18 protein-coding genes are annotated in these 21,327 nt (G+C 71.9%); 4 read left to right on the forward strand and 14 right to left on the reverse strand.

The window, feature by feature from the left end; translation table 11 throughout:
• From ABZ810_RS38610 to ABZ810_RS38625, 4 genes are read right to left on the reverse strand one after another with little or no spacing between them, the layout of a single operon-like run.
• Positions 1 to 2,160: an iron-containing redox enzyme family protein gene (locus ABZ810_RS38610; RefSeq protein ID WP_358411869.1), complete on the reverse strand. Its 2,160-nt coding sequence runs from the start codon at positions 2,158 to 2,160 to the stop codon at positions 1 to 3.
• Between the two features lie 13 nt (positions 2,161 to 2,173).
• On the reverse strand, positions 2,174 to 3,139 hold the full coding sequence (locus ABZ810_RS38615; RefSeq protein ID WP_358411870.1) for a hypothetical protein: 966 nt from the start codon (positions 3,137 to 3,139) through the stop codon (positions 2,174 to 2,176).
• Between the two features lie 2 nt (positions 3,140 to 3,141).
• Positions 3,142 to 3,918, reverse strand: a complete 777-nt coding sequence (locus ABZ810_RS38620; RefSeq protein WP_358411871.1) for an alpha/beta fold hydrolase — start codon at positions 3,916 to 3,918, stop codon at positions 3,142 to 3,144.
• An 8-nt stretch (positions 3,919 to 3,926) separates the two neighbouring features.
• Positions 3,927 to 5,036: a DMT family transporter gene (locus ABZ810_RS38625; RefSeq protein WP_358411872.1), complete on the reverse strand. Its 1,110-nt coding sequence runs from the start codon at positions 5,034 to 5,036 to the stop codon at positions 3,927 to 3,929.
• Between the two features lie 165 nt (positions 5,037 to 5,201).
• On the opposite strand from ABZ810_RS38625, the gene ABZ810_RS38630 reads away from it, so the two are divergent.
• From ABZ810_RS38630 to fabG, 4 genes are read left to right on the forward strand one after another with little or no spacing between them, the layout of a single operon-like run.
• On the forward strand, positions 5,202 to 5,477 hold the full coding sequence (locus ABZ810_RS38630; RefSeq protein WP_358411873.1) for an acyl carrier protein: 276 nt from the start codon (positions 5,202 to 5,204) through the stop codon (positions 5,475 to 5,477).
• On the forward strand, positions 5,447 to 6,670 hold the full coding sequence (locus ABZ810_RS38635) for a beta-ketoacyl-[acyl-carrier-protein] synthase family protein (RefSeq protein WP_358411874.1): 1,224 nt from the start codon (positions 5,447 to 5,449) through the stop codon (positions 6,668 to 6,670). The genes ABZ810_RS38630 and ABZ810_RS38635 overlap by 31 nt, the downstream gene beginning before the upstream one ends.
• The gene (locus ABZ810_RS38640) at positions 6,667 to 7,638 is read left to right on the forward strand and encodes a beta-ketoacyl synthase N-terminal-like domain-containing protein (RefSeq protein WP_358411875.1); all 972 of its coding nucleotides are present in this window, start codon (positions 6,667 to 6,669) and stop codon (positions 7,636 to 7,638) included. Before ABZ810_RS38635 ends, ABZ810_RS38640 begins: the two co-directional genes overlap by 4 nt.
• Complete coding sequence (fabG, locus tag ABZ810_RS38645; protein WP_358411876.1) at positions 7,638 to 8,375, forward strand: 3-oxoacyl-[acyl-carrier-protein] reductase; 738 nt, start codon at positions 7,638 to 7,640, stop codon at positions 8,373 to 8,375. Before ABZ810_RS38640 ends, fabG begins: the two co-directional genes overlap by 1 nt.
• Positions 8,376 to 8,542: 167 nt before the next feature.
• Here the strand turns inward: fabG and ABZ810_RS38650 are convergent, their stop codons facing one another.
• Genes ABZ810_RS38650 through ABZ810_RS38695 form a run of 10 tightly spaced genes read right to left on the reverse strand, consistent with a single transcriptional unit; the run spans position 8,543 to position 21,276 of the window.
• Positions 8,543 to 9,346 carry a helix-turn-helix transcriptional regulator gene (locus tag ABZ810_RS38650; protein WP_358411877.1) on the reverse strand — a complete coding sequence of 268 codons (804 nt, stop codon included), beginning with the start codon at positions 9,344 to 9,346 and terminating at the stop codon, positions 8,543 to 8,545.
• 15 nt (positions 9,347 to 9,361) lie between these two features.
• Positions 9,362 to 10,609 (reverse strand): C45 family autoproteolytic acyltransferase/hydolase, encoded by a 1,248-nt coding sequence (locus tag ABZ810_RS38655; RefSeq protein ID WP_358411878.1) that lies wholly within the window; start codon positions 10,607 to 10,609, stop codon positions 9,362 to 9,364.
• Positions 10,606 to 11,235: a GNAT family protein gene (locus ABZ810_RS38660; protein ID WP_358411879.1), complete on the reverse strand. Its 630-nt coding sequence runs from the start codon at positions 11,233 to 11,235 to the stop codon at positions 10,606 to 10,608. Before ABZ810_RS38660 ends, ABZ810_RS38655 begins: the two co-directional genes overlap by 4 nt.
• Positions 11,232 to 11,507 carry a phosphopantetheine-binding protein gene (locus ABZ810_RS38665; protein ID WP_358411880.1) on the reverse strand — a complete coding sequence of 92 codons (276 nt, stop codon included), beginning with the start codon at positions 11,505 to 11,507 and terminating at the stop codon, positions 11,232 to 11,234. Before ABZ810_RS38665 ends, ABZ810_RS38660 begins: the two co-directional genes overlap by 4 nt.
• The gene (locus ABZ810_RS38670; RefSeq protein WP_358411881.1) at positions 11,491 to 13,008 is read right to left on the reverse strand and encodes an AMP-binding protein; all 1,518 of its coding nucleotides are present in this window, start codon (positions 13,006 to 13,008) and stop codon (positions 11,491 to 11,493) included. The genes ABZ810_RS38665 and ABZ810_RS38670 overlap by 17 nt, the downstream gene beginning before the upstream one ends.
• Positions 13,008 to 16,421, reverse strand: coding sequence for an amino acid adenylation domain-containing protein (locus ABZ810_RS38675; protein ID WP_358411882.1), 3,414 nt, complete (start codon positions 16,419 to 16,421; stop codon positions 13,008 to 13,010). Before ABZ810_RS38675 ends, ABZ810_RS38670 begins: the two co-directional genes overlap by 1 nt.
• On the reverse strand, positions 16,418 to 18,427 hold the full coding sequence (locus ABZ810_RS38680; RefSeq protein ID WP_358411883.1) for a class I tRNA ligase family protein: 2,010 nt from the start codon (positions 18,425 to 18,427) through the stop codon (positions 16,418 to 16,420). Before ABZ810_RS38680 ends, ABZ810_RS38675 begins: the two co-directional genes overlap by 4 nt.
• 34 nt (positions 18,428 to 18,461) lie before the next feature.
• Positions 18,462 to 19,676: an FAD-binding oxidoreductase gene (locus tag ABZ810_RS38685; protein ID WP_358411884.1), complete on the reverse strand. Its 1,215-nt coding sequence runs from the start codon at positions 19,674 to 19,676 to the stop codon at positions 18,462 to 18,464.
• Entirely contained in the window at positions 19,673 to 19,999 is a 327-nt protein-coding gene (locus ABZ810_RS38690; RefSeq protein ID WP_358411885.1) for a cupin domain-containing protein, read from the reverse strand. The genes ABZ810_RS38685 and ABZ810_RS38690 overlap by 4 nt, the downstream gene beginning before the upstream one ends.
• On the reverse strand, positions 19,996 to 21,276 hold the full coding sequence (locus ABZ810_RS38695; protein ID WP_358411886.1) for a SidA/IucD/PvdA family monooxygenase: 1,281 nt from the start codon (positions 21,274 to 21,276) through the stop codon (positions 19,996 to 19,998). Before ABZ810_RS38695 ends, ABZ810_RS38690 begins: the two co-directional genes overlap by 4 nt.
• Positions 21,277 to 21,327: the final 51 nt, after the last annotated feature.

Here is a 21,327-nt window from a genome sequence, read left to right on the forward strand (position 1 = left end):
TCAGATCACCAGCTCCGCGTCCTTCGGGAGCGAGCCGACCAGCTGGTGTTCGGTGAAGAAGGCGAACGAGGCGTAGCCGCGCCAGATGCGGCGCCAGTCGTCGCGGGCCGCTTCGGCGCCGTGGTCGCGTTCCACCTCGTCCAGATAAGTGGTGATCACGTCGATGGCCTGGCGGGTGTGGCCGGTGGAGACGTTGTCGATGGAGAGGTGTGCTTCCTCGTAGGCGATGTCGAAGCCGTGGGCGCGGAGCTTCTCGATCTCGTGCATGCGGATCTCGCCGAGCCCGTACATCTCGATGCCGAGGTTGTAGCCGAGGATCTCGCAGTAGAGGGAGTCGGGGAACAGGCCCAGGCAGAGCTGGTCGATCGCGAAGTAGTAGTGGCTGTCGGGGATCTCTTCCTGTTCTTTGAACGCGGCGTCGCGGACGTGCGGGAGGTCGATCTCCATGCTCTCCATGACCTGGTGGATCAGGGTGATGTGGTTCTTGCGGACCTCGCCTCGGCCCATCTCGTCGGCGTAGATGGCGAACATCAGCTCGTCGCTGCGGCGGCGGTCGTGGCCCAGGTTGCCGGTGCGGTGCGCCCAGGCGGCCTCGATCAGGTTGCCGAGGGCCATGGTCTTCTGGTGGAAGATGACCTGCTCGCGGTCCGGGATCTCGGCCAGTGGCCTGTACGGGTTGACCAGCTTGTCCCAGTAGATGGCCTCGACACGGTGACGGAGGGCGTCGGGCGTGTAGTCGAAGTAGCTCGCGTCGGTGTAGCGGCCCGCGGCGCCATGGGTGAAGAGGACTTCGCCGTCGACCAGGCCCGCCAGGGCGCGTTCCCTGGCGAGGGCGAGGGTGTTGGGGAAGTGCTCGATGTTGACCAGCCGGTAGAGGAACTCGCGGTCGTCGGCGATGTGCGCCTTGGCGTGGACGACGTCGGGCGGGGCGCTCGTCTCGACGGCTGTGCGCCATCGTTCCGCCTGGGTGTCTCCGGCCCGGTTGACGGGGAGTTCGACGGGCGGCGGGTCGCCGTCGGACGCGTGGACCTCGGCGGCCCAGGCGGTGAGGACGGCGGACTCGTTCTCGTCGAAGATCGCGAACATCGGGCCGCCGAACCTGATGGCGTCCAGGAAGCGGCACCCGCCGTCCGGCCGCCGCTTGAGGTAGGGCGTCCGGCGGAACGTGGTCAGGAACGCCGCCGCGTCGAAGTCGGGGGCGGCGAAGGTCTCGGTGAGGGGCCGCCCGGCCACGCGGAGGTCGCGGTGGAGGCGTCCGGCGTACGGGGCGTGGCGTGCGACGATCTCGGCGGCTCGGGCGTCCAGGGACAGGCCGGCGCGCCAGGCCGAGAGCTCGGCGAGCATCGTGACGTGCTCGCGTTCCAGGTCGAGGACGCGGCGGACGGCGTTCAGGAGGCGGGCCCGTTCGGCAGGGCCGCTCAGGTCGAGGTACTCGGCGAGGACGGCGCGCAGCTCGGATTCGGGGAGGGGGGAGGGCAGGCCGAGGAGGGTGTCGTCGGCGGCCAAGGCGTGGAAGGCGTAATGCACGCCGACGACCTCGGGCAGGAAGCTCGCGGGCAGCCGTCCCAGCGCGACGTAGAAGCTCGCGTGCAGGGTCGTGAGCGGGCGGGCCTGCGCCTTGTCGAGGAAGTCGGCGGCGGTGATCCAGGGCAGGTGGACGCCCGCGTTCTCCAGGGCTCGGCGGCGCGCGCGGTGGACCGACCGGCCGGGCCTGCCCTTGCCTCGCAGCTCGAAGTGGTGCTGGAAGAGGCGGTTGACGATGACCGAAGGCTGGGTGACGGGCTGGGAGACCGTGTCCAGCCAGCAGCCCCCGACGAGCCCGAGCGTCGCGCGTTCGCGCAGGACGTCGCCGTCCTCGGTGAGCGCGCGGAGGGTGGCCGCCAGCTCGGCCCGGACGGATTCCACCTCGGCCGCGATCGCGCCGGCGGACACGCCGGTGTCCGGCTGTGAGGACGGCAGCGGGAGGAAGGCGTGGACGATGCGGCGGGACGCCAGCAACATCGCCTCCGACTCCTGGTCGCGGAGGAGCCGGTGGAACGTCGCCGCGGGCCCTTCCGCCAGCAGCGCGTCCGCCTCCCCGTCGACGCCCGGGCTGAACTCGAACGGGGTCAGGGGCAGGGAGGCGATGAGGTCCGGCAGCCGGAAGATGGGCAGCGACATCGTGGTCCTCCGTTCAGGGAGTGAGGGTGCGCAGCAGGACGCCGATGCGCGAGCCGGGGACGCTCGCGGCCAGGAGGTAGTGCCCGCCGGGACGGAGGGGCTCCGCCGCGGCCCGGTCCACCAGGTTGATGATCGGGTCGGCGGCGAAGCAGTGTCCGATCCGCGCGATGTTGCCGGTGAACAGCTGGGCGGGCACGAAGCCCGCCTGCATCTCCTTGAGCGTGACGATGGGCCGGAAGATGTTGGAGTGGCAGAGCCCCGCGACGTCCTCCACCGTGAGGCCGCGCGGTTTGAGCACCCGGTCGTTCACCTCGCGCGAGAGGTCGGAGTCGATCTCGTTCGACCAGTCGAGCCGGTGGACGTCGTGCGCGGCGGCGCAGCCGACGATCTCGAAGACGGAATCGCCGGAGGTGCCCGGGCACGCGTCGCTGTCGGGCGCGGCCATCACCAGGCAGCTGGCGGCGCCGTCGCTGAAGAGGGCGAACTTCTCGACCCGGTCGGTCGCCTCGGCGCGGTCGGTGGTGATCACGAGCACCCGGCGGTAGCGGCCACCGGCGACCATCGCCTCGGTCGTCTGGAGCGCGGACAGCAGGTTGACGCACCGGCCCAGCGTCACGCCCACGAAATCGGCGTTCTCCAGCCCGATGCCGGTCATGATGTCCTGGACGAACCGGCCGTGGTCGCGGGTGTCGGCGGGGATCCGCGTCGAGCAGAGCACGAGCGCGTCGACCGCGGCGGCGTCGAGGCCGGCCGCGCGCAGGGTCGCGGTGCCGGTCTCGACCGCCATCGCGGCGACGCCGCGTTCGGTGCGGCGGATCGTGCCCCAGCCCCAGAAGTCCGCCTTGGGAAGGATCTTGTACTCGGCGATGCGTTCTTCCAGGTTGGGGATGGTGGCGTGGTCGTCGGCATGCTCGCCGAGGACGTAGCGCGGCGCCCTGAGCCGTACGGCCGTGCCCGTGTCGGTGCCCGTCGTGGTCATGGCTAGATCATTTCGATGTGCTCGGCGACGGTGAGGGGGCGCAGGACGTCGAGCACCTTGCCCGGGTCCCGGTCGAGGTAGAAGTGGTCGCCCTCGGGCCAGTGCACGCGCGCTCCGGACTCGCTCTCGTGCCGCCAGTCCTCGACGGCCGGACGGTCCGCGTGCGGGTCGTCCCCGCCGCAGATCACCGTGAGCGGGATCGTGAGCGGCGGCGCGGGACGGTAGCGGTACGCGGCGAACAGCCGGACGTCGTCGCGGAGGTCGGCGAGCAGCATGTCCTGGACCTCGCCCTCGGCGCTGACGAACTCCTCGGGCAGTCCGAGGAACTCGGCCGCCGCCTCGGCGAACGGGCGCCCGTGCCTGCCGTCCGACCAGGTGATGTACGCGGAAGGGTTGTGGCGTGGCGCGGTGCAGCCGGAGACGACCAGGTGGCGCAGCCCGCGGGCACCGGCGGCGTCGAGGCGCCGCGCCACCTCGAACGCCGTGATCGCGCCCATGCTGTGGCCGAAGAGCAGGTACGGGCGGTCGTCGTCGCCGGCCGTCATCAGTGCGGCCACGGTGTCGGCCACGTCGGCGAGGGACGCGGGCGGCGGTTCCTCGGCCCGGTGTGCACGCCCCGGCAGGCAGACCGCGGTGACCTGGGCGGCCTCGCCGAGCAGCGGCTGCCACGCCAGGAAGCTCCGAGGGTCGGCGCCCGCGGGCGGGAAGCAGACCAGCCGTACCGGAGGCGGCGGCGCGCCCTCCGCCTCCGGTGACGACAACCAGCGGTCGTCCGCCATCTCCGGCGTCACCTCTGCCCCGTCGCCGGGGCGGCCGTGGTCCCGGTCCCGGTGTCGGCTCCGGCGGGCGGTGGCGCGCCCCCGTCCGCCTCGACGGTTGCGGTCGGCGCGGCCTTGGCGGTTGCAGCAGGCTCGGCCTGGGCGGGCTCGGTGGGCACGGCCTTGGCGGGCTCGGTGGGCACGGCCTGGGCGGGCTCGGTCGGCTCGGCGACGGCGGCCGGGCGGGAGCGCGGCCTGCTGCGCGAAACGGCGACTCCGGCCAGGCACAGGACGCCGCCGATGAAGGCCAGCAGCGTGGGCACCTCGCCCAGGAAGATCCACGAGATGAGGATCGCGAGGGCGGGCACCGCGTAGGTGGTGGCGCTCAGGCTGCCCGCGCTGAGCTTGGACAGCGCGTACGCCCAGGTGGTGAACGCGAGCGCGGTCGGGAACGCGCCCAGGTAGATCATGTTGAGCGTCGCCTGTGCCGGCGCGTCCGCGACCTGGGTCACGAGCTGGTAGCAGAACGGCAGGGTCACGACGGCGGCGATGGCGCAGCCGAAGGTCGTGGCCTGCAACGGCGTCGCGTGCTTGAGCGCGGACTTCTGGCTGACCACTCCCCCGGCGAAGCCGAGCGCGGCGACCAGGCAGAACAGCACGCCCATCACCGAGGACTCGTCGCCGGAGTCGGCGGTCGCGAAGCCGACCACGGCGGCGCCGGCGAACGACACCGCCATCCCGGCCAGCAGCCGGGCGGGGAAGCCCTCCTTGAGCAGCCAGCCACTGACCAGCGCGATCAGGATCGGGCCGATCCCGATCAGCAGCGCGGCCGTACCGGCGTCGACCTCTTCCTCACCCCAGTTCAGGGCGACCATGTAGAGGCCGAACCACAGCAGCCCCGACAGGATGATGCCCGGCCACGCGGCACGCGGCGGCAGGCCTTCGCGGCGGTACGCCAGCAGCGCGCCGAGGACGGCCGCCCCGACGAGCAGCCGGCCGAGCGCGAGCGCGCCCGGTGAGAAGTGCGGCGCCGCGCTGCGGATCGACACGAAGGCCGAAGCCCAGAGCACCATCGTGACGGCCGCGGCGGCGATGGCCGCCCGCGCGGCCCATGCCTCGGACGGGGAGTTCTGAGTCATTGGGCAGTTCACCAGCCTCTGCGGGTCGTGCTCTGCGTTCGAGGGTCGCTGCAGGCTAACTCCGGGTGACAGGCCTGTTCGGGGCCGTGGCAGGAAGCTGAAGAAGGTGGCAGGTAGTGGCAAGCACCCGTTGGCGGGCGCCACGACCATGCCTACGTTTCAGCCATGACCACTGCCGCTGACGACCGCATGGCGAAGATGCGGGACATCGTGTGCGAGATCCTCGAGATCGACCCGGACGAGCTCACCGACGAGAGCCTGTTCAAGGAGGACCACGACGCCGACTCGATGGGCTCCATCGAGATCCTGGCGCTGCTCGAGAAGGAGTACGGCGTCGTCATCGACGAGAGCGAACTGATCCGCATGGTCAACCTGAACGGTGTGTACGCCGTGGTGGCCGAGGTCGCGGGATGGGAGCGGGCGACCGAGCCGGCGTCATGACCGGCCGCGTCGTCGTCACGGGCATGGGCGCGGTGTCGCCCATCGGCATCGGCGTGGAGGCGTTCACCGGCGGGCTGCGGTCCGGCCGGAACGGCGCAGCGCCCGTCCAGGGGTTCGACACGACGGGGTTCGAGCACGACATCGCCTGCGAGGTGCGCGACTTCGAGGAGCCGCCGGAGGCGGGCCGCGCGAGCGCGTTCGCCGTGGCGGCGGCGCGGCTGGCCGTCGAGCACGCGGGGCGCCCTGAGCTGCGCGAACGGCGCGGGCTCGTCGCCATCGGCTCCACGATGGGCGAGTCACGCGACATCGACGTGCTCGTCCGGCAGGAGCTGGCGAACGGGCCGGGCGCGATGGACCCGGCGGTCGTCCGGCGGATCAACGCGGGAAGGCTTTCGGCCTCGATCGCCCGCGACCTCGGGCTCACCGACGTCGAGGCGGTCACCGTCCCGACGGCGTGCGCGGCGGGCAACTACGCGATCGGGTACGGCTACGACGTCGTCCGGGCGGGCGAGGCCGACTTCGCGTTGTGCGGGGGCGCCGACGCGCTGTGCCGCAAGACGTTCGCGGGCTTCTACCGGCTCGGCGCGATGGCGCCGGACGCGTGCCGCCCGTTCGACCGCGGGCGCCGGGGGATGCTGACCGGCGAGGGTTCCGGCGTGCTGCTCCTGGAGGGTCTGGACGCGGCGCGGGCCCGGGGCGCACGGATCCTCGCCGAGGTGCTCGGGTACGGGCTGAACTGCGATGCCGCCCATCCCGTCGCGCCCGACTCCGACAGCGTCGCCCGCTGCATGCGGCTGGCCTTGAAGGACGCGGCCGTCAAGCCGGAGGAGGTCGACTTCATCTCCGCGCACGGCACGGCGACCAAGGCGAACGACGTCGCCGAGGCCCGGGCCGTCAAGCAGGTCTTCGGCGCCGAGAGCCCGCCGCGCACGGTCTCGATGAAGTCGATGCTCGGCCACACCCTCGGCGCGGCGAGCGCCCTGGCCGCGATCGGCTGCGTGGTCGCGCTGACCGAGGGGTTCATCCCGCCGACCGTCAACCATGTCGAGACCGACCCCGAATGTGGCCTGGACTGCGTGCCCAACCACGCCGTCACCGCCGACCTGCGGGTCGTGCAGAACAACGCGCTGGCGTTCGGCGGCAACAACGCGGTCCTGATCCTCGGCCGGTACGAGGAGGCCGCGTCGTCATGACCACCACCGCGACCACGATCTCCGGCTGGTCGGCGATCTCCCCGTTCGGCCTCGGCGGGGCGGACTTCGCTGCGGGCGTACGGGCCGGGCGGAGGCCCGCGACCTGGGCCGTGCCGGACTTCGACGCGCGCGAGGTCCTGGGCCGGAAGGGCACGCGCACGATGGACCGGGTGACCGCGCTCGCCGTCGCCACCACGCGGTCGCTGGTCCCCGGCCTGGGCGAGGAGACCGCGCTCGTCCTCGGCACGAACGTCGGCAGCGTGAAGAGCAGCATGGACTTCGCCCGCGCCACCCTGACCGAGGACAAGCCGTTCTACGTGGACGCGGGCCGCTTCCCCAACGCGGTGCTGAACTGCGCGGCCGCCCAGTGCGGCATCTGGCACACGTTGAAGGGCCCGAACGCGACGATCTCGGGCGGGCGCGCGACAGGATTGCTCGCACTCAACTACGCGCGCCGGCTGCTGCGCTCCGGACGCGCCTCCGGGGCCGTGCTGTGCGGGGCCGTCGAGGAGTACTCGGCCGAACGGTCGTGGCTGGAGAACGGCTCGCCACTGGGCGAAGGCTGTGCGATGTTCCGCCTCGAACGAGCCGGGGGCGGCGGCGTCGCGGAGGTCCTGGCGCTGGAGTTCACCGTGTCCCCTGATGACGACCAGGCCGCGGACGCGCTCGAACGGTGCGTCCACCGGGCGTTCACCACCTCCGGCGAGACGGTCGAGGACCTCTGGCTGGCGGTCGGGTCGGGCGGCGACGGCGAGGACGAGGTGGTCGGCGGCCTCGGCGAGCGGCGGCTGAACGTCACCGACCTCGTGGGCGACACCTTCGCCGCGTCGTCGGCGTTCGGGATCGCCGCGGTGCTGGCTTTCGGCGACGCCGGAGCCGGGCGGACGGCGCTGGTGACGGCGACGGACCGGGACGGCGTGGCCGGGTGCGTCCTGCTGAGGCTTGCGGGAGCGGGAGAGGGAACGTGATGAACGAACGAGTGGCGCTGGTCAGCGGCGGTTCCCGGGGCATCGGGGCGGCGATCGTGCAACGGCTCGCGGAGGACGGCTTCGACGTGGCGTTCTGCCACCGTTCCAGCCCGGAGGCCGCGCGCGAGGTCGAGAAGAGGGCCCTGGAGTCGGGCGTCCGGGTGATGTCGCGGCAGGCCGACGTCACCGACCCGGACGCCGTCGCGGAACTGCTCAAGGCCGTGCGCGAGGAACTGGGCCCCATCGGCACCGTGGTCACCTCGGCCGGGATCGTCCGGGACAAGCCGCTGGCGATGATGGGCGGGGACGACTGGCGGCAGGTGCTCGACGTCAACCTGCACGGCACCTACAACGTGTGCCGGGCGGCGGTCTTCGACATGATCAAACGCAGGGTCGGCACCGTCATCACGCTGTCGTCGGCGGCGGGCGTTCAGGGCAACGCGATGCAGACCAACTACGCCGCGTCCAAGGCGGGGATCATCGGCTTCACCCGCTCGCTGGCCAAGGAGGTCGGCCGGTACGGGATCCGTGCGAACGCCGTCGCGCCGGGCTTCATCGAGACCGGAATGACGGCGGAGCTGCCGGGCCCGGTGCGCGAGCAGGCGCTGGCCCGCATCCCGCTCGGCCGGATGGGACAGCCCGAGGAGGTCGCCGATCTGGTGGCCTTCCTGGCCTCCGACCGCGCCGCCTACGTCACCGGCGCGGTCTTCCAGATCGACGGCGGCATACTCGGATAACGGCGAGTCGCTGCCCCCTGGACCGCTGATACCGCGGACGATCGAGGGCGAGGCGTCCTGGTGGAGACGGACGTGGCGTAGACGAACGTGGTGGAGACGGACGTGGTGGAGACGGACGTGGTGGAGACGGACGTGGTGGAGACGGGTGAGCTCCGGTCCGGCGGGGTCTAGGCGCGTGGGAGCAGGCCGAGTTCGGCGGCTCGCGCGCCCGCCTGGAAGCGGGAGGCGGCGCCGACGTCGCGCATGATCTCCGCGACGTGGCGGCGGTAGGTGCGCACCGAGAGGCCGAGCTGGCGGGCCGCCGCGTCGTCCTTGTAGCCGGCGCCGAGGAGGGTGAGGATGCGCTGCTGGAGGCCGTCCCAGCCGTCCTCGTCTTCAGGCGGTCGCGGCCGGTCGGCGACGGGGACGGCCGACTCCCAGGCGCCGGAGAAGAGCCCGCGCAGCGCGCGCAGCATGGCAGGTGAACGGATGACGAGGGCGTGCGGGCCGGTGCGGACGGCCGCCGCGCGCTCGTCCACGAGCATGAGCTCCTGGAGGGCCGTCTCGGCCACCCGGACCTGAACACCCGCGGCCTGCGCCTTGCCGAGGAGGCGTATCCCCCAGGGAACTCGGAGCGCCTCCCTGGCGCACAACATCCGTACCGCGACACCCGCTCTGATCAGGTCGGGCAGCGCGGGCATCACCTCGGCGGCCCAGTCACCGCCCGCCATGACCAGGACGAGTTCCTCGCGGGCCGACTCCGCCAGGGTGCGCGGCGCTCCGGCCGCGGGGTCGTCACCGTCCGCGGCCTCGGTGACGGCGACCGAGGTCTCGGTGACGGCCGTCGAGGCCACGGTGGCCGCCGCGAGCCTGCGGCGGTGTTCGGACATGGCCGACTCGACCAGCGTCCGGGCCTTGAGCAGATCCCGTTCCACCTCGTCGAGGGGCGTCGGCGCCGGCAGCGGCGGCTCAAGGGCCGATTCGGCACTCACGGCTCGCTCTCCCTCCTAGTCGAGCGCGAACGTGTGGGTCCGCGTTCCGGGGTGGGACGGATCGCCTGGCCGGACGTACATCCGTCCCTGGTCAGGACGCATGACGACGGCGGCGACGGTGCGTTCCAGGCGGATGTCGCCGTCGTCCGGAACGCAGATGGGCGGCGCGGAGAGGAGGGCGAAGTGCTCCTCGGGGGCGGCGGACGGCGGGAGGGCCGTGAGGCGTTCGGCGCAGGCGTCCAGGCGGCGTTGCGAGGAGTTGCGGGCGAAGACGTTGATCTCGTCGTCCGGGGCGAGATCGGGATGCAGGTAGTGGTTGGTGTGGACGGTCCACGGCGCCTCGGTGACGCGCGTCCGGTCGTCGAGGATCTCGACGTACGCGGCCTTGCCGGGCGAGCAGAGGGTGAGGCTGCGGGAGCTGGACAGCTCGAGCCCGGCGAGGATCGTGAGCGCCTCGTCGACGCTCGCGGCGTTGTCGAGGAGGTGGCGGATCGCCAGGTAGGGCGGGAGCCCGGGGCGCCAGGTCCCGCCGAGGAGAAGGTTGAGGCCGATGGCCAGGCCGGCGGAGTTCATGCCGAGATAGCCGAGGAGGCCCGCGAAGCTGAGGATCAGCGAGCGGCGGGCGGACCCGGCCGGCGTGATCTCCAGGACCGCGATCTGGTCGTCCAGGTCGCCGTTCAGGTCGACGGTCTGGGCGACGACCTCCCCGGCGCGGGCGTACGTCGTGCAGTCGCCGCGGGTGGGAATGCGGCTGTAGCCCATGACCTCGCGGCGGATCTGGAGGAGCATCGCCTCGTCTGCGGTGAGCCCGGCGCCCTCGGCGAGACCGCGGATCTCGGCGGCGAGGTCGGGGGTCTGGCCCTCGACGGCCTCGCGGTGGGCGGTGATCGTGGGGCCGAGGTCGTCGAGCGTGAACGGGGCGGCGTTGGCGGGACGGAGGTGGTTGAGCCTGGCGAGCCCGTCGTCCAGGAACGCGCGAAGCTGGGGCGCGCGAGCGGCGCCGTGCCGGCGGCCGATCTCGGCGGGGTCCCCGGCCAGACGGACGTGCGGAACGTCCAGGCCGTCCGCGACGTCCGGGCGCCCCGGAACACTCGAGTCACCCGGGATGCCCGGGATGCCTGGAACGCTCGGCCTGTCTGGCGCGCGCTGGACGCCCGGCGCGCCCGCGACGTTCGGGCTTCCCGGCACGTCGGAGCCTTCCGGCATGTCCGGGACGTTCGGGCTTCCCGGGACGGTCGGGCGGCCGGTGGGGGCTCGGGTCACTGGCGCACCTTCGGGTGGTTCTCCAGCTGCTCCTTCACGTGCGGCCATTCCGCGCGGAGGACGCTGTAGAAGATGGCGTCGCGGCGGCGCCCGCCGGGCATCGGGTTGAAGCTGCGGAGCACGCCCTCCTCGGTGGCGCCGATGTTGCGCAGGCCGCGACGTGCCTGCTCGTTGAGCACATCGGTCTTGAACTCGACCCGTTCGGCGCCGAGCGTCTCGAAGGCGTGCCGCATGAGGAGGTACTTGGCCCACCGGTTGACGCCCTGGCCACGGAACTCACCGCCCAGCCAGGACCAGCCGATCTCGATGCGCCGGTCCGCCTCGGCCAGGTTGCCGAAGCTCATGCTCCCGGCGACGCGGCCGGAACGTTTGTCGGTGATGACGAAGACCGCGCGGCGGCCCGCGGCGTGGTCGGCGAGGGTCGCGTCGAAGAACGCCTCGAAGTCGGCGTCGGTCTCGACGCGGCTGACGAAGTAGCGCCAGATGTGCGAGTCCATCGCGATCTTGTGGATCGCGGCGCGGTCGGACGGCTCGACCGGGCGGAGCAGGACGTGCTCGTTCTCCAGCGTGGCGGGCGCGAGTTCGCGCCAGCTCTGGGCGGCGGCGGCCTTGGGGGTGTCGGTCATCGGGCGGGCTCGCTTTCGGCGTGGCTTGCGAGGAGATCGGTGACATCGCGGAGCGTACGCATGCGGGCCACGTCGCGTTCGGTGAAGCGGGAGAGGGCGACGCCGGTGTCCTCGCACACCGAGGTCAGGAACAGGACCTTGTTGAGGGAGGTCAGCCCGTAGTCGTCGGCGAGATCGCGGTCGGGGTCGAGCTCGCCGGGCGCGATGTCCCGGTCGAGCAGCGGCGCGAGGTTGCGGCGGGCCGCCTCGTCGACCTCAGCGGGTACGGGCATGGATCCCCCTGTCGCTGTCGTGGATCTCGGCGCGGTAGAGCTCGAGGATCCGGCTGCGCTTGGGCTTGTACTGGGAGGTGAGGGTGTCGCCGTCGATGCTGAACGGCGGATCGGCGATGACGATCTTGGTGATGCGTTCGTCGCGTTCGAGCGTGGCGTTGGTGTGGTCGAGGTGCGCGGCGATGGCGTCGCCGTCGGGGGGCGCCTGGGTGGGCGAGACGACGGCGACGAGGGCGGTCTGGCCGGGGCAGAAGATCACACATTCGGCGATGGCCGGGCTGGCCTTCATGGCCTCCTCGATCGGCCGGACGACCACCTTTCGCCCGTTGTCGAGGACGATCGTGTCGTCGGCGCGGCCGTGGATGTAGAGGAAGCCGTCCTCGTCGATGTGGCCGACGTCGCCGGTGCGCACGGTGCCGTCGGGCGCGAACATGCGCTCGGAATCGCCAGGTCGCGCGTAGGCGTAGCGGGTGTTGACGGGGTGGTCGCCGCGCACGCTGACCGCGCCGGACGCCGGGTCGATGAGGACGTGCTTGCCGGGCAGGACGCGGCCGACGCTGCCTTCGCGGTGGGCGCCGGGATGGTTCTTGCTGACGATGCACGTCTCGTTCAGGCCGTAGCCCTCAAAGATCGGGAGGCCGAGGGACGTGAAGAAGCGGAGCATGGTGGCCGAGGCGGGCGCCGAGCCGGTCCAGAGGTAGCGGATGCGATCGCCGAAGAGCCGTCGTGCCTCGTCGTGCGGGGTGCGGCCGGTGGTCGCGGATCGTGCCCCGATGTGCTTCATGGCGCTCTCGTAGAACCCGGGGACGCCCATGACGACGGTCGGGCGGGTCTGGCGCATGGCCAGGAAGGCCGCCTCGTAGGTGCTGACCGTGACGTCGTGGCCGAAGCGGAGCGCCGAGTAGATCCAGTAGCGCTGCTGGAGGAGCGAGAGCGGCAGGAAGACGAACAGGTCGTCGCCCTCGCCGTGCTCGAACATCCCCTGGACGGCGTGCAGGGACGAGTCGATGCTGCCGACGCTCGCGGCGAGGCCTTTGGGCTGCCCGGTGCTGCCGGAGGTGAACTTCAGGGTCGTCACGTCGTCGGGCGCATAGTGCGGTACTGGTGGTCGCGGCTGCCGGCGTGGGAAGGCGGCCGCGGTTGCGGCCGCCGCTTCTTGGCGGGCCTCTTTGGCCGTCCGGTCGGTGAAGAGGAGCTTGAGGTCGTAGCGGGTGCGCAGGTCGTCGGTCGCCTCGAACTTGCCGGGCTCGAATCCGGCGGTGACCGCGCCGAGGCGGAGGGCTGCGAGGTCGAGGAGCACCCACTCCAGGCAGTTGGGGGCGAGGATGCCGATGCGGTCGCCACGCCTGACGCCTTGGTCGTGGAGGTGGGCGGCCAGGCGTCCCGCCTCCTCGTAGAGGTCCGGGAGTGAGATCGTCTCCGTGCCGTCCAGGCCGATGACGCGGAGATGGTGACCGGGACCGGGCGGTCTGGACACGATCGTGTTGATGATCGACTCCATCAGTGGCCCTCCCGTTCGATGTAGGCGGCCATCGCGCGAACCGTGGCGACCTCCGGGAGGCGGTGCAGCGGGATGGTGATCCCGTAGCGCTTCCGCACGCCGGTGGCGATGGTGGCCGCGGCGATCGAGTCGCCGCCGAGCTCGCCGAACGGGAGGTCGGGAGGAACGTCCGGGCGTTCCAGGACTCCGGCCCACAGCTCGGTGACCTGTTTCTCCAGGTCCGATGCCGGGGCGACGGTGGCGGCGGCGGTGGGAGCCGCGGTGGTGGGAGCCGCGGTGGTGGTCGTGATCAGGCGGGCCCGGTCGACCTTGCCGTTGCGGGTGAGCGGCAGGCTCTCATGCCACACGTAGGCGGACGGGATCATGTAGTCGGGCAGGTGCGCCCGCAGGGCCTGGGTCAGGTGCGCGTCGGACGGCCGTTCGGCGGTGCTCGTCGCGATCGTGGTGGTCGCGGCGGCGGTGGCCGTCGCTGTGGTGGCCGTGGTCAGGTGGGCCACGAGGCGGTCGCCGCGGGTCGCCTCCTGGCGGACGACGACGGCCTGGCCGACCTCGTCGATCGAGGTGAGCCGGGTCTCGACCTCGCCGGCCTCGATGCGGTGCCCGTTCACCTTGATCTGATGGTCGGCGCGCCCGACGATCTCGATCTCGCCGGTGGGGAGGTAACGGCCGAGGTCGCCGGTCCGGTAGAGCCGCTCGCCGAGGCGTTCGTCGAACGTGAAGCGCTCGGCCGTACGTTCGTCGTCGGCCCAGTAGCCGCGGGCCAGGCCGACCCCGGCGGCGTAGATCTCGCCGGTGATCCAGTCTGGCCGGTCCTGGTGGGTGGCGGGGTCGAGGACGTAGGCGCGGTTGCCCGCGTTGGGCCTGCCGTACGGGACGCTGCTCGATCCATCGTCGTCCGGGCCGATGGGGTGCAGGATGTTCCAGATCGTGGTCTCGGTCGGCCCGCCCAGGGAGACCAGGGTCAGGCCTGAGCTGAGTGCTCGGAGGGCCGCGGGCAGGGTCGGCGGGATGCGGTCGCCGCTCATCATCACCAGGCGCAACGTCGCGAGCGCGGCGGGCTCGGCCCGTGCCTGGTCGTGCAGGAGCGAGACGATCGCCGGGACCGAGTTCCAGACGGTGACGCGGGCGGAGGCGCAGAGCTCCAGCCAGTGGGCGGCGTCGATGGCGCGGTCATGGTCGGGCAGCACGATCGCGGCGCCGGCGCCGAGGGCCCCGAACACGTCGTAGACCGAGAGATCGAAGTTGAACGCGCTGATGCCGAAGAACCGGTCGCCAGGACCGATCCCGAACCGCGCGTTGCAGTCGTTGACGACGTTCACGACGCTCCGGTGGCTGACCATGACGCCCTTGGGATCGCCGGTCGTTCCGGACGTGTAGAGGACGTACGCCAGGTCGTCGGGGTTCGCGTCGTGCGGGCGTGCCGTCTCGGCCGCAGGCGGGGGCGATCCGGCGGCGTCGAGGGTGAACGACTCGGCCTTGGCAGCGGCGGCGTCGAGGGTAAGGGTCTCGGCGCCGGAGCCGGAGCCGTTCGCGCTGTTGGTGTTGGTGAGGACGAGGCGTACGCGGCCGTTCTCCCGCATGTACGCCTGGCGCCGCGCGGGCAGTCCGGCGTCGATGGGCAGGTAGGCGGCTCCGGCCATGACCGTGGCCAGGATGCCGATGATCTGTTCCGGGCCTCGCGTCATGACGAGGCCGACGAGTTCGTCGCGTTCGACGCCGTGGGCACGGAGCCAGGCGGCGGCGTGGCGCGCGTGGGCGAGGAGTTCGCCGTAGGTGAGCGTCCGGTCGGCGGTGATGATCGCGGGTGCGTCCGGCGCGCGTTCGGCCTGGGCGAGGAACGCGTCGGGCAACATCTCGCCGGTGGGTTCGACGGCCGTGTCGTTCGCCTGCGCGCGGCGCGCACGCTGGGCGGCGGGCAGCAGGTCGAACGTGCGGGCCGCCGTCCAGCCGTCGTTGTCGAGGAGGCTCCGGAGCAGGGTCTCGTAACCCTCGACGAGATCGTCGAGCAGGCCCTCGGGGAAGAGCTCGTCCACCCCGTCCACCTGGACGACCAGGCCGCCGTGCTGCTCGAACGCGAACACGTTCACCCACACCTGCGGCGTCTGGCTGACCGTGTGAACGCGGGGCCCGAACAGCTCGAACGCCGAGCCGTCCACCCCCGGATAGCCGATCGCGCTGTTGAACGTGAACGGCATCCGCGCCTGGACGGGACCGTAGCGCCGCCCGATCTCCCGCATCACCTCGATGCCGGAGAAGTGCCGGTGGTCGAGGTCCCGGCGCAGCCTGGCCTGGATCGCGCCGGCCCGTTCGGCGAACGTCGCGTGGCCGTCGAGCGCGATCTCGACGAGCATCGTGTCGGAGAAGGCCCCGATCGTGTCGGCGATGTGCGGGTGGATCGGCGGCCGGTCGGCGACCGTCGTGGTGATCGTGAAGTGCGATCCGGCGCCCCAGGCCGCGAGGGTCTCGGCGTACGCGGCGAGGAGGAGCCCCGAGGGGGTCAGCGTGTGCCGTGCCGCGGCCTCGGTGAGACGGCGCCAGGAGTCCTCGTTCAGGCGGATCGTCCTCGGGACGAACGCGGGCTCGGTGATCTCGGCCGGACCGGTCCGGAGCGGCAGGTCGGGATGCGCGGGCAGGTCGTCCAGACGTTCGTACCAGTAGGCGCGCGAACGTTCGGCGGGCGGGCGGGTGCGCGCGGCCTCGACGGCCTTGACGTACGCCTCGAACGGAGCCGCCTCGTGGGTGGTCGGGCGGCCGTCGTAGGTGTCCCACCACTCGCGCATGAACAACATCGCGCTGATGCCGTCCATCACGAGTCCGTCGTTGCTGATGTGCAGCAGCATCCGGTCGTCGGCCAGGATCGTCACGTCGGCGGCGATGAGGGGTGCCCGGTCGAGCGGCAGCTTGCGGTGTGAGAGCTCCTCGCGGCGCCGGATCCGGCGGCTCTCCTGGTCTGTTCCGGTGAGGCGCCGGAGGTCGAGGCGAGGGATGCGGACGGCCGGGGTCTCGTCGTCCTCGATCTGGCCGTCGACGGTGAACGTGGTGCGCAGTATGCCGTGGCGCCGGACGACCGCGGCGAGCGCGGCTTCGAGGCGGTCGAGGTCCCAGTGGCCCTCGATCTCCTGGTAGACGTGGTTGGCGACGTTCCCCATCTCGAAGATGTCGTCGCGGCCGAGCAGGTAGACGCGCTGGAGCTGCGTCAACGGGAAACGCCTGTCCGCGGCCTCGGCGATCGCGGCGAGGTGCGCGATGAGGTCGGTCTTGCCTTCCTTGATGCGTGCGATCAGCTCGGGGTCCATGCGGTCGCGCGGCCCCTGGAGGCGCAGGTCCGAACCGGTGGCGGTGATGCGCAGGCCCCGCGACTCGATCTCCTCCAGGAGTGCGGCCGCGGTGGCCTGGTCGAGGCTCGTCGTCATATCCGGATCGCCTCCGCTCCCTTGCCGTCCAGGAGGGTCGCCAGTGCGTTCAGGTCGGCGGCGGACAGGAGTTCCTCGCCGGAGATGTCGACGCCCAGCTCGTCGAGGATCTGGTACTGCAGGGCCACGGTCTGCAGCGATTCCAGGCCGAGTTCGTTCAGCGGCCGGTCGTCGACCGGGACCTGGTCGGGGAGTTGCAGGGTGGTGCGGAGCAGCGTGCGGAGCCAGGGAAGGAGCGGCTGCCCGGACTCCTGACCCACCGTGCCCGGCCGCTGGTCCGTGGTCGGCGGCGGCCGGTCCATGGTCGGTCGCTGGTCGGCGGTCGGCGGCCGGTCCACGGTCGGCGGCCGGTCGGCGGTCGGGGGGCCGAAGAAGGTCTGGCGAGCGAGCTCGATCCGCGTTCCCGGTGGGACGAACGGCGGTCCCTGCGGCCATCCGGTCGGCTTCGGAACGCCGAGAGCCGCCGCGAGCCGTTCGGAGAAGCTGGGCATGACGGGCGACGAGCAGTGCGCGAGCAGGTTGGCCGCGGCGGCTTCCAGGACGATCGCCGTGCGCGTCTGCCGGGCCCAGCGGTCGTTCTCGGCGATCGGGCTCTGCTCGTGGGCGAAGCGGCGTGCGTCCTCGACCAGGCCGTGCAGCTCCGCCGCCGCCCGGTTGAGGGAGAAGCCGTCCGGGCCGAGCGCGTCCGTGATCGCGCTGAGCCGGTGGCCCAGGCGGGCCTGGAAGGCGTGGTGCTCGGGCGTCCAGTCGCCGTCGCCGTCGCCGGGGTCAGGCAGGATGCCGCCGTAGAGCTTGTCGACGCGCGCGCCCAGGTCGTTCAGCCAGTGCTGCCAGGTGCCGATCAGGTCGTCGCGCAGGGCGGCCTCGTACGCGGGGCGCGAGAAGTTGGTGCGGCGCCCCTCGGGGCGCGACCGCGACAGGAAGAACCGCACGGCGTCCACGGAGTCGGGGCCGAGCACGTCCTTGCCCCAGACCGCGTGCCGCCTGCTCGTCGAGAACTTCTCGCCGTCCAGCAGGTAGAACTCGTTGACGTGGTAGTCGATGTCCGGCGTCCAGCCCGGATGGGCCAGCCGGTAGAGCACCGGGTAGAGGATCGAGTGGTAGAAGCTGTTGTCGTAGCCGAAGAAGTGGACGATCTTCCAGTCCGGTGACGGCGCGTCCGCCCGCCAGCCGTCGCCGCGCCGCCGCAGCTTCCGGCCGAGCTCCTGGATGCCGTGCAGGAAGCCGTACGACATCTCCGGCCACACCCAGATGACCTGCCCGTCCACGTCGGTCTCGACGGGCGGCACGCCCCAGGCGGCCGGATGGGTGATCGGCACATCAAGGCGTTCCCTGCGGAACAGCCGTTCGGCCAGGTCCTTCAACCGTGCCGGAACGCGCCCGCTCGCGTGGTGCTCGGCGACCTCGTCCGCGAACTCGTGCAGCGCGACCGAGTGACGGACGCAGCCGCCGGCCCGGGGCGTGCTCTCAGACCGGCCTGACCGGGCCTCCAGCAGATCGACACAGAAGTTGGGCTCGCCGCACTCCTCGCAGATGTTGCCGCCCGCGGGCGCGTGGCACGTCGGGCAGCCGCCGGAGACGTCGACCTCGTAGAGGTAACCGCCGGTCTCGGCGTCGAACAACGCCTCGTTCCGGGTGGGCGTCACCCGCCCGGACGCGACCAGCCGCGAGAAGAACGCCTGAAGCCCCTCCCGATATCCGTCCGCCGCGTCCGTCACCGTGTACTGATCGGGCCGGATGTCCATCAGCGCGAGCGTCTCGGCGATCTCCGCGCTGTAGTTGGCGGCGGTCTCGGCCGGGGTGCGCCCGTCTCGGCGAGCCCGGTCGACCACGTAGCTCTGGTAGTCGTCGCTGCCGGTCAGATGCCAGGCGTCCGCGCCGTTCATCCGCTGGAACCGGACGAACGCGTCCGCGCCCAGGTACGGGCCCGACAGATGCCCGAGATGCAGGTCGCCGTTGGGTGTCGGTGGAGTGGAGAAGACGAAGATCGGCTTGCTGGTGCTCATCGGTGTGCGTGCCTCCGCCCCGCGGATTTCGTGACTAGGGATGGACCTGCGCCCGAGCGGCGGCCCCGCCGGGCACCGTCGGGCCGACCGCATCGGACGCCGGAGTTCCTGCGCCGGACGCCGCCGCCGGGGTGACTACCTCGGACGCCGCCGAAGCGACCGCGTCGGACACCGTCGCGGCGCCCGCGTCAGTCGCCGTCGCGGTGACCGCGTCGAGCGCCGCCGCCGCCAGTCCCGGTGCGAGCCGTACGCCCGACCCGGATCCGCCGCGGACCGCGGCCAGCCCCGGCAGCGCCGGCGTCGTGGTGACCACCGGCAGCCGGTGGTCGGTGTAGAGGTCGCAGAAGGCCCGGCCGCCGACGACCGCCGCCGCGGCCGTCGCACTGCGCCGGCCCAACGCGGCCCGCCCCTGTCGCAGGTCATCCGCGTTGGGCCGGCCGTCGCAGGTGTCCGGCTCGGTGTCCCACTCCTCCCGGTAGAAGCTCACCAGGGCGACCCCCGCGGCCAGCGGCAGCAGGAAGAGATCGTCGTCGACGAAGTAGACCAGCGCATCGTCCAGCTCGACCGGCAGGCGGGCGTGCAGCGCCGCGATCCTCTTCCGCCGCGCCCCCGAGGGCTCCGCCAGCCCGTCCACCGGCGGCGCCCAAGCCCCGCACGCCAGCACGACCCGCCGCGCTCCCCACTCCCCCTGCGCGGTCCGCAGCCGGTAGGAGCCCCCGCCCCCATCGCCCCGGATCTCCTCGACGCGCTGCCCGAGCTGGACCTCCGTCCGCGACGCGGCCTCCGCGACGAGCGCCTCCGCCAGCGGCCGGGCCGCGACCACGAAACCCTCCCCGTCATGGGTCACCATCGCCTCATCGGCTTCCACCCGCAGATCGGGCATCACCCCATGGACCCGCTCCCGCTCACGACCGGTCACCGGCCGCAGCGGGGCCCCGACCACCCGTTCCGCGAACGCCGCCAGCCCGCGCTCCCTCATCACGTAGATCATCCGCACCGGCCGCAGGAAGGCCCCCGCCGCCTGATCCCGCAGCGCCGCGTACCGTTCCCCGCTCGCCACCACGAGCTCGCGATGCCGGGCCGTCGCCGCCAGCGGGAAACTCACCCCCGCCGACCAGGCCGTGGCCCCCGCCCCGATCCCGCCGCGCTCCAGCAGCAGCACCCGCCAATCCGGATGCCGCGACAACGCCTCACGCACCGCGAACGCCCCGATCACCCCGCCGCCCACCACGGCCAGATCCGCGGTCATGAGACGGCCCACCAGACGCTGAACAGCCGCAGCTGCTCCTCGCCCGTATTCGTGATCTGATGCGGCACCCGCCCGGCGAGGTAGACCATCTCCCCGGCCCCCACCGCGATCCGGGTCTCCCCCGAGACCACGGTCCCGGTCCCGGTCCGCACCATCCAGAGCTCGGCGACATCATGAACGTCGAGCTCCGAGGTCCGTCCGGGCGGCACCTCGAACCGCGAGGCCTTGAACGGCCACTCCCCCACCGCGGCCTCCTCGATCACCATTCCGCTCTCGTAGCGTTCCGGCGTCCGGTAGCCGATGCGTTCCGGCACACCCGTCATAGCGCCTGCACCTCCCGGCCGCGCCAGGCGATGGTCGCCTGCTCGTCCTCGATCCGGTACACGATCCGTCCGTGAATGGAGTTGATGATCCGAGCGCTGCGCCACGAGGAGAGGCTCAGATTCGGGTCGGCGATCCCGTGACTGCCCTCGGCCGCGTTCTGCACGAACAGCCGCAGCCCCTCGGGCCCGTCCCACTCCAGCGAGTAGTCCCGCCGGACCTTGAGCCGGCCGTCCCCGTTCAGCAACCGCCCGCGCAACGGCTCCAGGTACTCCGGGAACTCGGACCGGTAGCCCGTGCAGCAGATGACCACATCCGCCCCGTGCGCCTCGACCGTCCCGGTGTCGTCGTCCCGCAGCGCGGCCGCCAGCCGCCCGCCCTCGCCCCGCTCCAGCCCGACCATCCGCCGGCACGCGAGCAGCCGGTGCCGGAAACGCGACGGCAGCAGCACGTCGAGCTCGTACAGCCGCCGGTAGATGTCGCGTAGCAGCGACTCGGTGACCCCGTCGCTCGCCAGCCGCTGCCGCGCGAGCAACTCCCCGCGGCGCGCCGCCGGCAACCCGTGGAAGTGATCCACGTACGCCGGGTGGAACCACTCGTTCGTGAACGGCGAATCGTCCAGCGGCAGGAACCCCACCCGGCTCGACACCCACGTCAACGACGCGGGCATGGCGTCCCCCGACAGCAGATGATTGACGACCTCCGCGCCGCTCTGCCCCGCGCCGACCACCATCACATCCCGCCCGCCGACCTCAGGAGCCACCCGGATGAGCTCACTGCTGTGCAGCACGTCCGGCCCCCGAAACCTCTGCGCGAAAGAGGGCATGAAAGGCTTACGCCCCGACCCGAGAACCACATTTCTCGTCCCCACGGGATCAGCACCCTGGGACACGACTTCGAGCAGGTGACCACGCAGATCGACTCGCTCGACCCGGCTCCCCCACCGCACGCTCTTCAACTGATCGGCGGCCCATTGGTAATAGCGCTCGAACTCCTGCCGAGAACACCTGTCGGCATGCGCGATCAGAAACCGGTAGAGCCGGCCTTCCTGCGCGAGGTAGCCGAGAAATGACAGTGGGTTGCTAGGGTCCACGAGCGTCACGAGGTCCTTCAGGAAGGAGACCTGCAGCTGAGCACCCGGCACCATGATCCCGCAGTGCCACCGGAACGAGTCCGAAGCCTCATAGAACCGTGTGCGAACGTCCAGCGGCTCCAGAAGGGCCGCCAGGCTCAGATTCGACGGCCCCAGCCCTGCGCCGACGACGTCGAACTCCTCCACTGCCCACCCCCCGCTCCGCTGTTGAACGCTCCAACGAATAGAGGTGGAAGC

Origin of the sequence: Spirillospora sp. NPDC047279, from assembly GCF_040643285.1 — a bacterium.
Classification (GTDB): Bacteria; Actinomycetota; Actinomycetes; order Streptosporangiales; family Streptosporangiaceae; genus Spirillospora.

Coding starts and splice junctions, on each gene's coding strand:
- ABZ810_RS38670 (WP_358411881.1), bottom strand. CDS start 13,008: ATGGAGTCGATCATCAACACGATCGTGTCCAGACCGCCCGGTCCCGGT.
- ABZ810_RS38610 (WP_358411869.1), bottom strand. CDS start 2,160: ATGTCGCTGCCCATCTTCCGGCTGCCGGACCTCATCGCCTCCCTGCCC.
- ABZ810_RS38625 (WP_358411872.1), bottom strand. CDS start 5,036: ATGACTCAGAACTCCCCGTCCGAGGCATGGGCCGCGCGGGCGGCCATC.
- ABZ810_RS38635 (WP_358411874.1), top strand. CDS start 5,447: ATGGGAGCGGGCGACCGAGCCGGCGTCATGACCGGCCGCGTCGTCGTC.
- ABZ810_RS38690 (WP_358411885.1), bottom strand. CDS start 19,999: ATGACGGGTGTGCCGGAACGCATCGGCTACCGGACGCCGGAACGCTAC.
- ABZ810_RS38680 (WP_358411883.1), bottom strand. CDS start 18,427: ATGAGCACCAGCAAGCCGATCTTCGTCTTCTCCACTCCACCGACACCC.
- ABZ810_RS38660 (WP_358411879.1), bottom strand. CDS start 11,235: ATGACCGACACCCCCAAGGCCGCCGCCGCCCAGAGCTGGCGCGAACTC.
- ABZ810_RS38685 (WP_358411884.1), bottom strand. CDS start 19,676: ATGACCGCGGATCTGGCCGTGGTGGGCGGCGGGGTGATCGGGGCGTTC.
- ABZ810_RS38665 (WP_358411880.1), bottom strand. CDS start 11,507: ATGCCCGTACCCGCTGAGGTCGACGAGGCGGCCCGCCGCAACCTCGCG.
- fabG (WP_358411876.1), top strand. CDS start 7,638: ATGAACGAACGAGTGGCGCTGGTCAGCGGCGGTTCCCGGGGCATCGGG.
- ABZ810_RS38630 (WP_358411873.1), top strand. CDS start 5,202: ATGACCACTGCCGCTGACGACCGCATGGCGAAGATGCGGGACATCGTG.
- ABZ810_RS38615 (WP_358411870.1), bottom strand. CDS start 3,139: ATGACCACGACGGGCACCGACACGGGCACGGCCGTACGGCTCAGGGCG.
- ABZ810_RS38620 (WP_358411871.1), bottom strand. CDS start 3,918: ATGGCGGACGACCGCTGGTTGTCGTCACCGGAGGCGGAGGGCGCGCCG.
- ABZ810_RS38640 (WP_358411875.1), top strand. CDS start 6,667: ATGACCACCACCGCGACCACGATCTCCGGCTGGTCGGCGATCTCCCCG.
- ABZ810_RS38675 (WP_358411882.1), bottom strand. CDS start 16,421: ATGACGACGAGCCTCGACCAGGCCACCGCGGCCGCACTCCTGGAGGAG.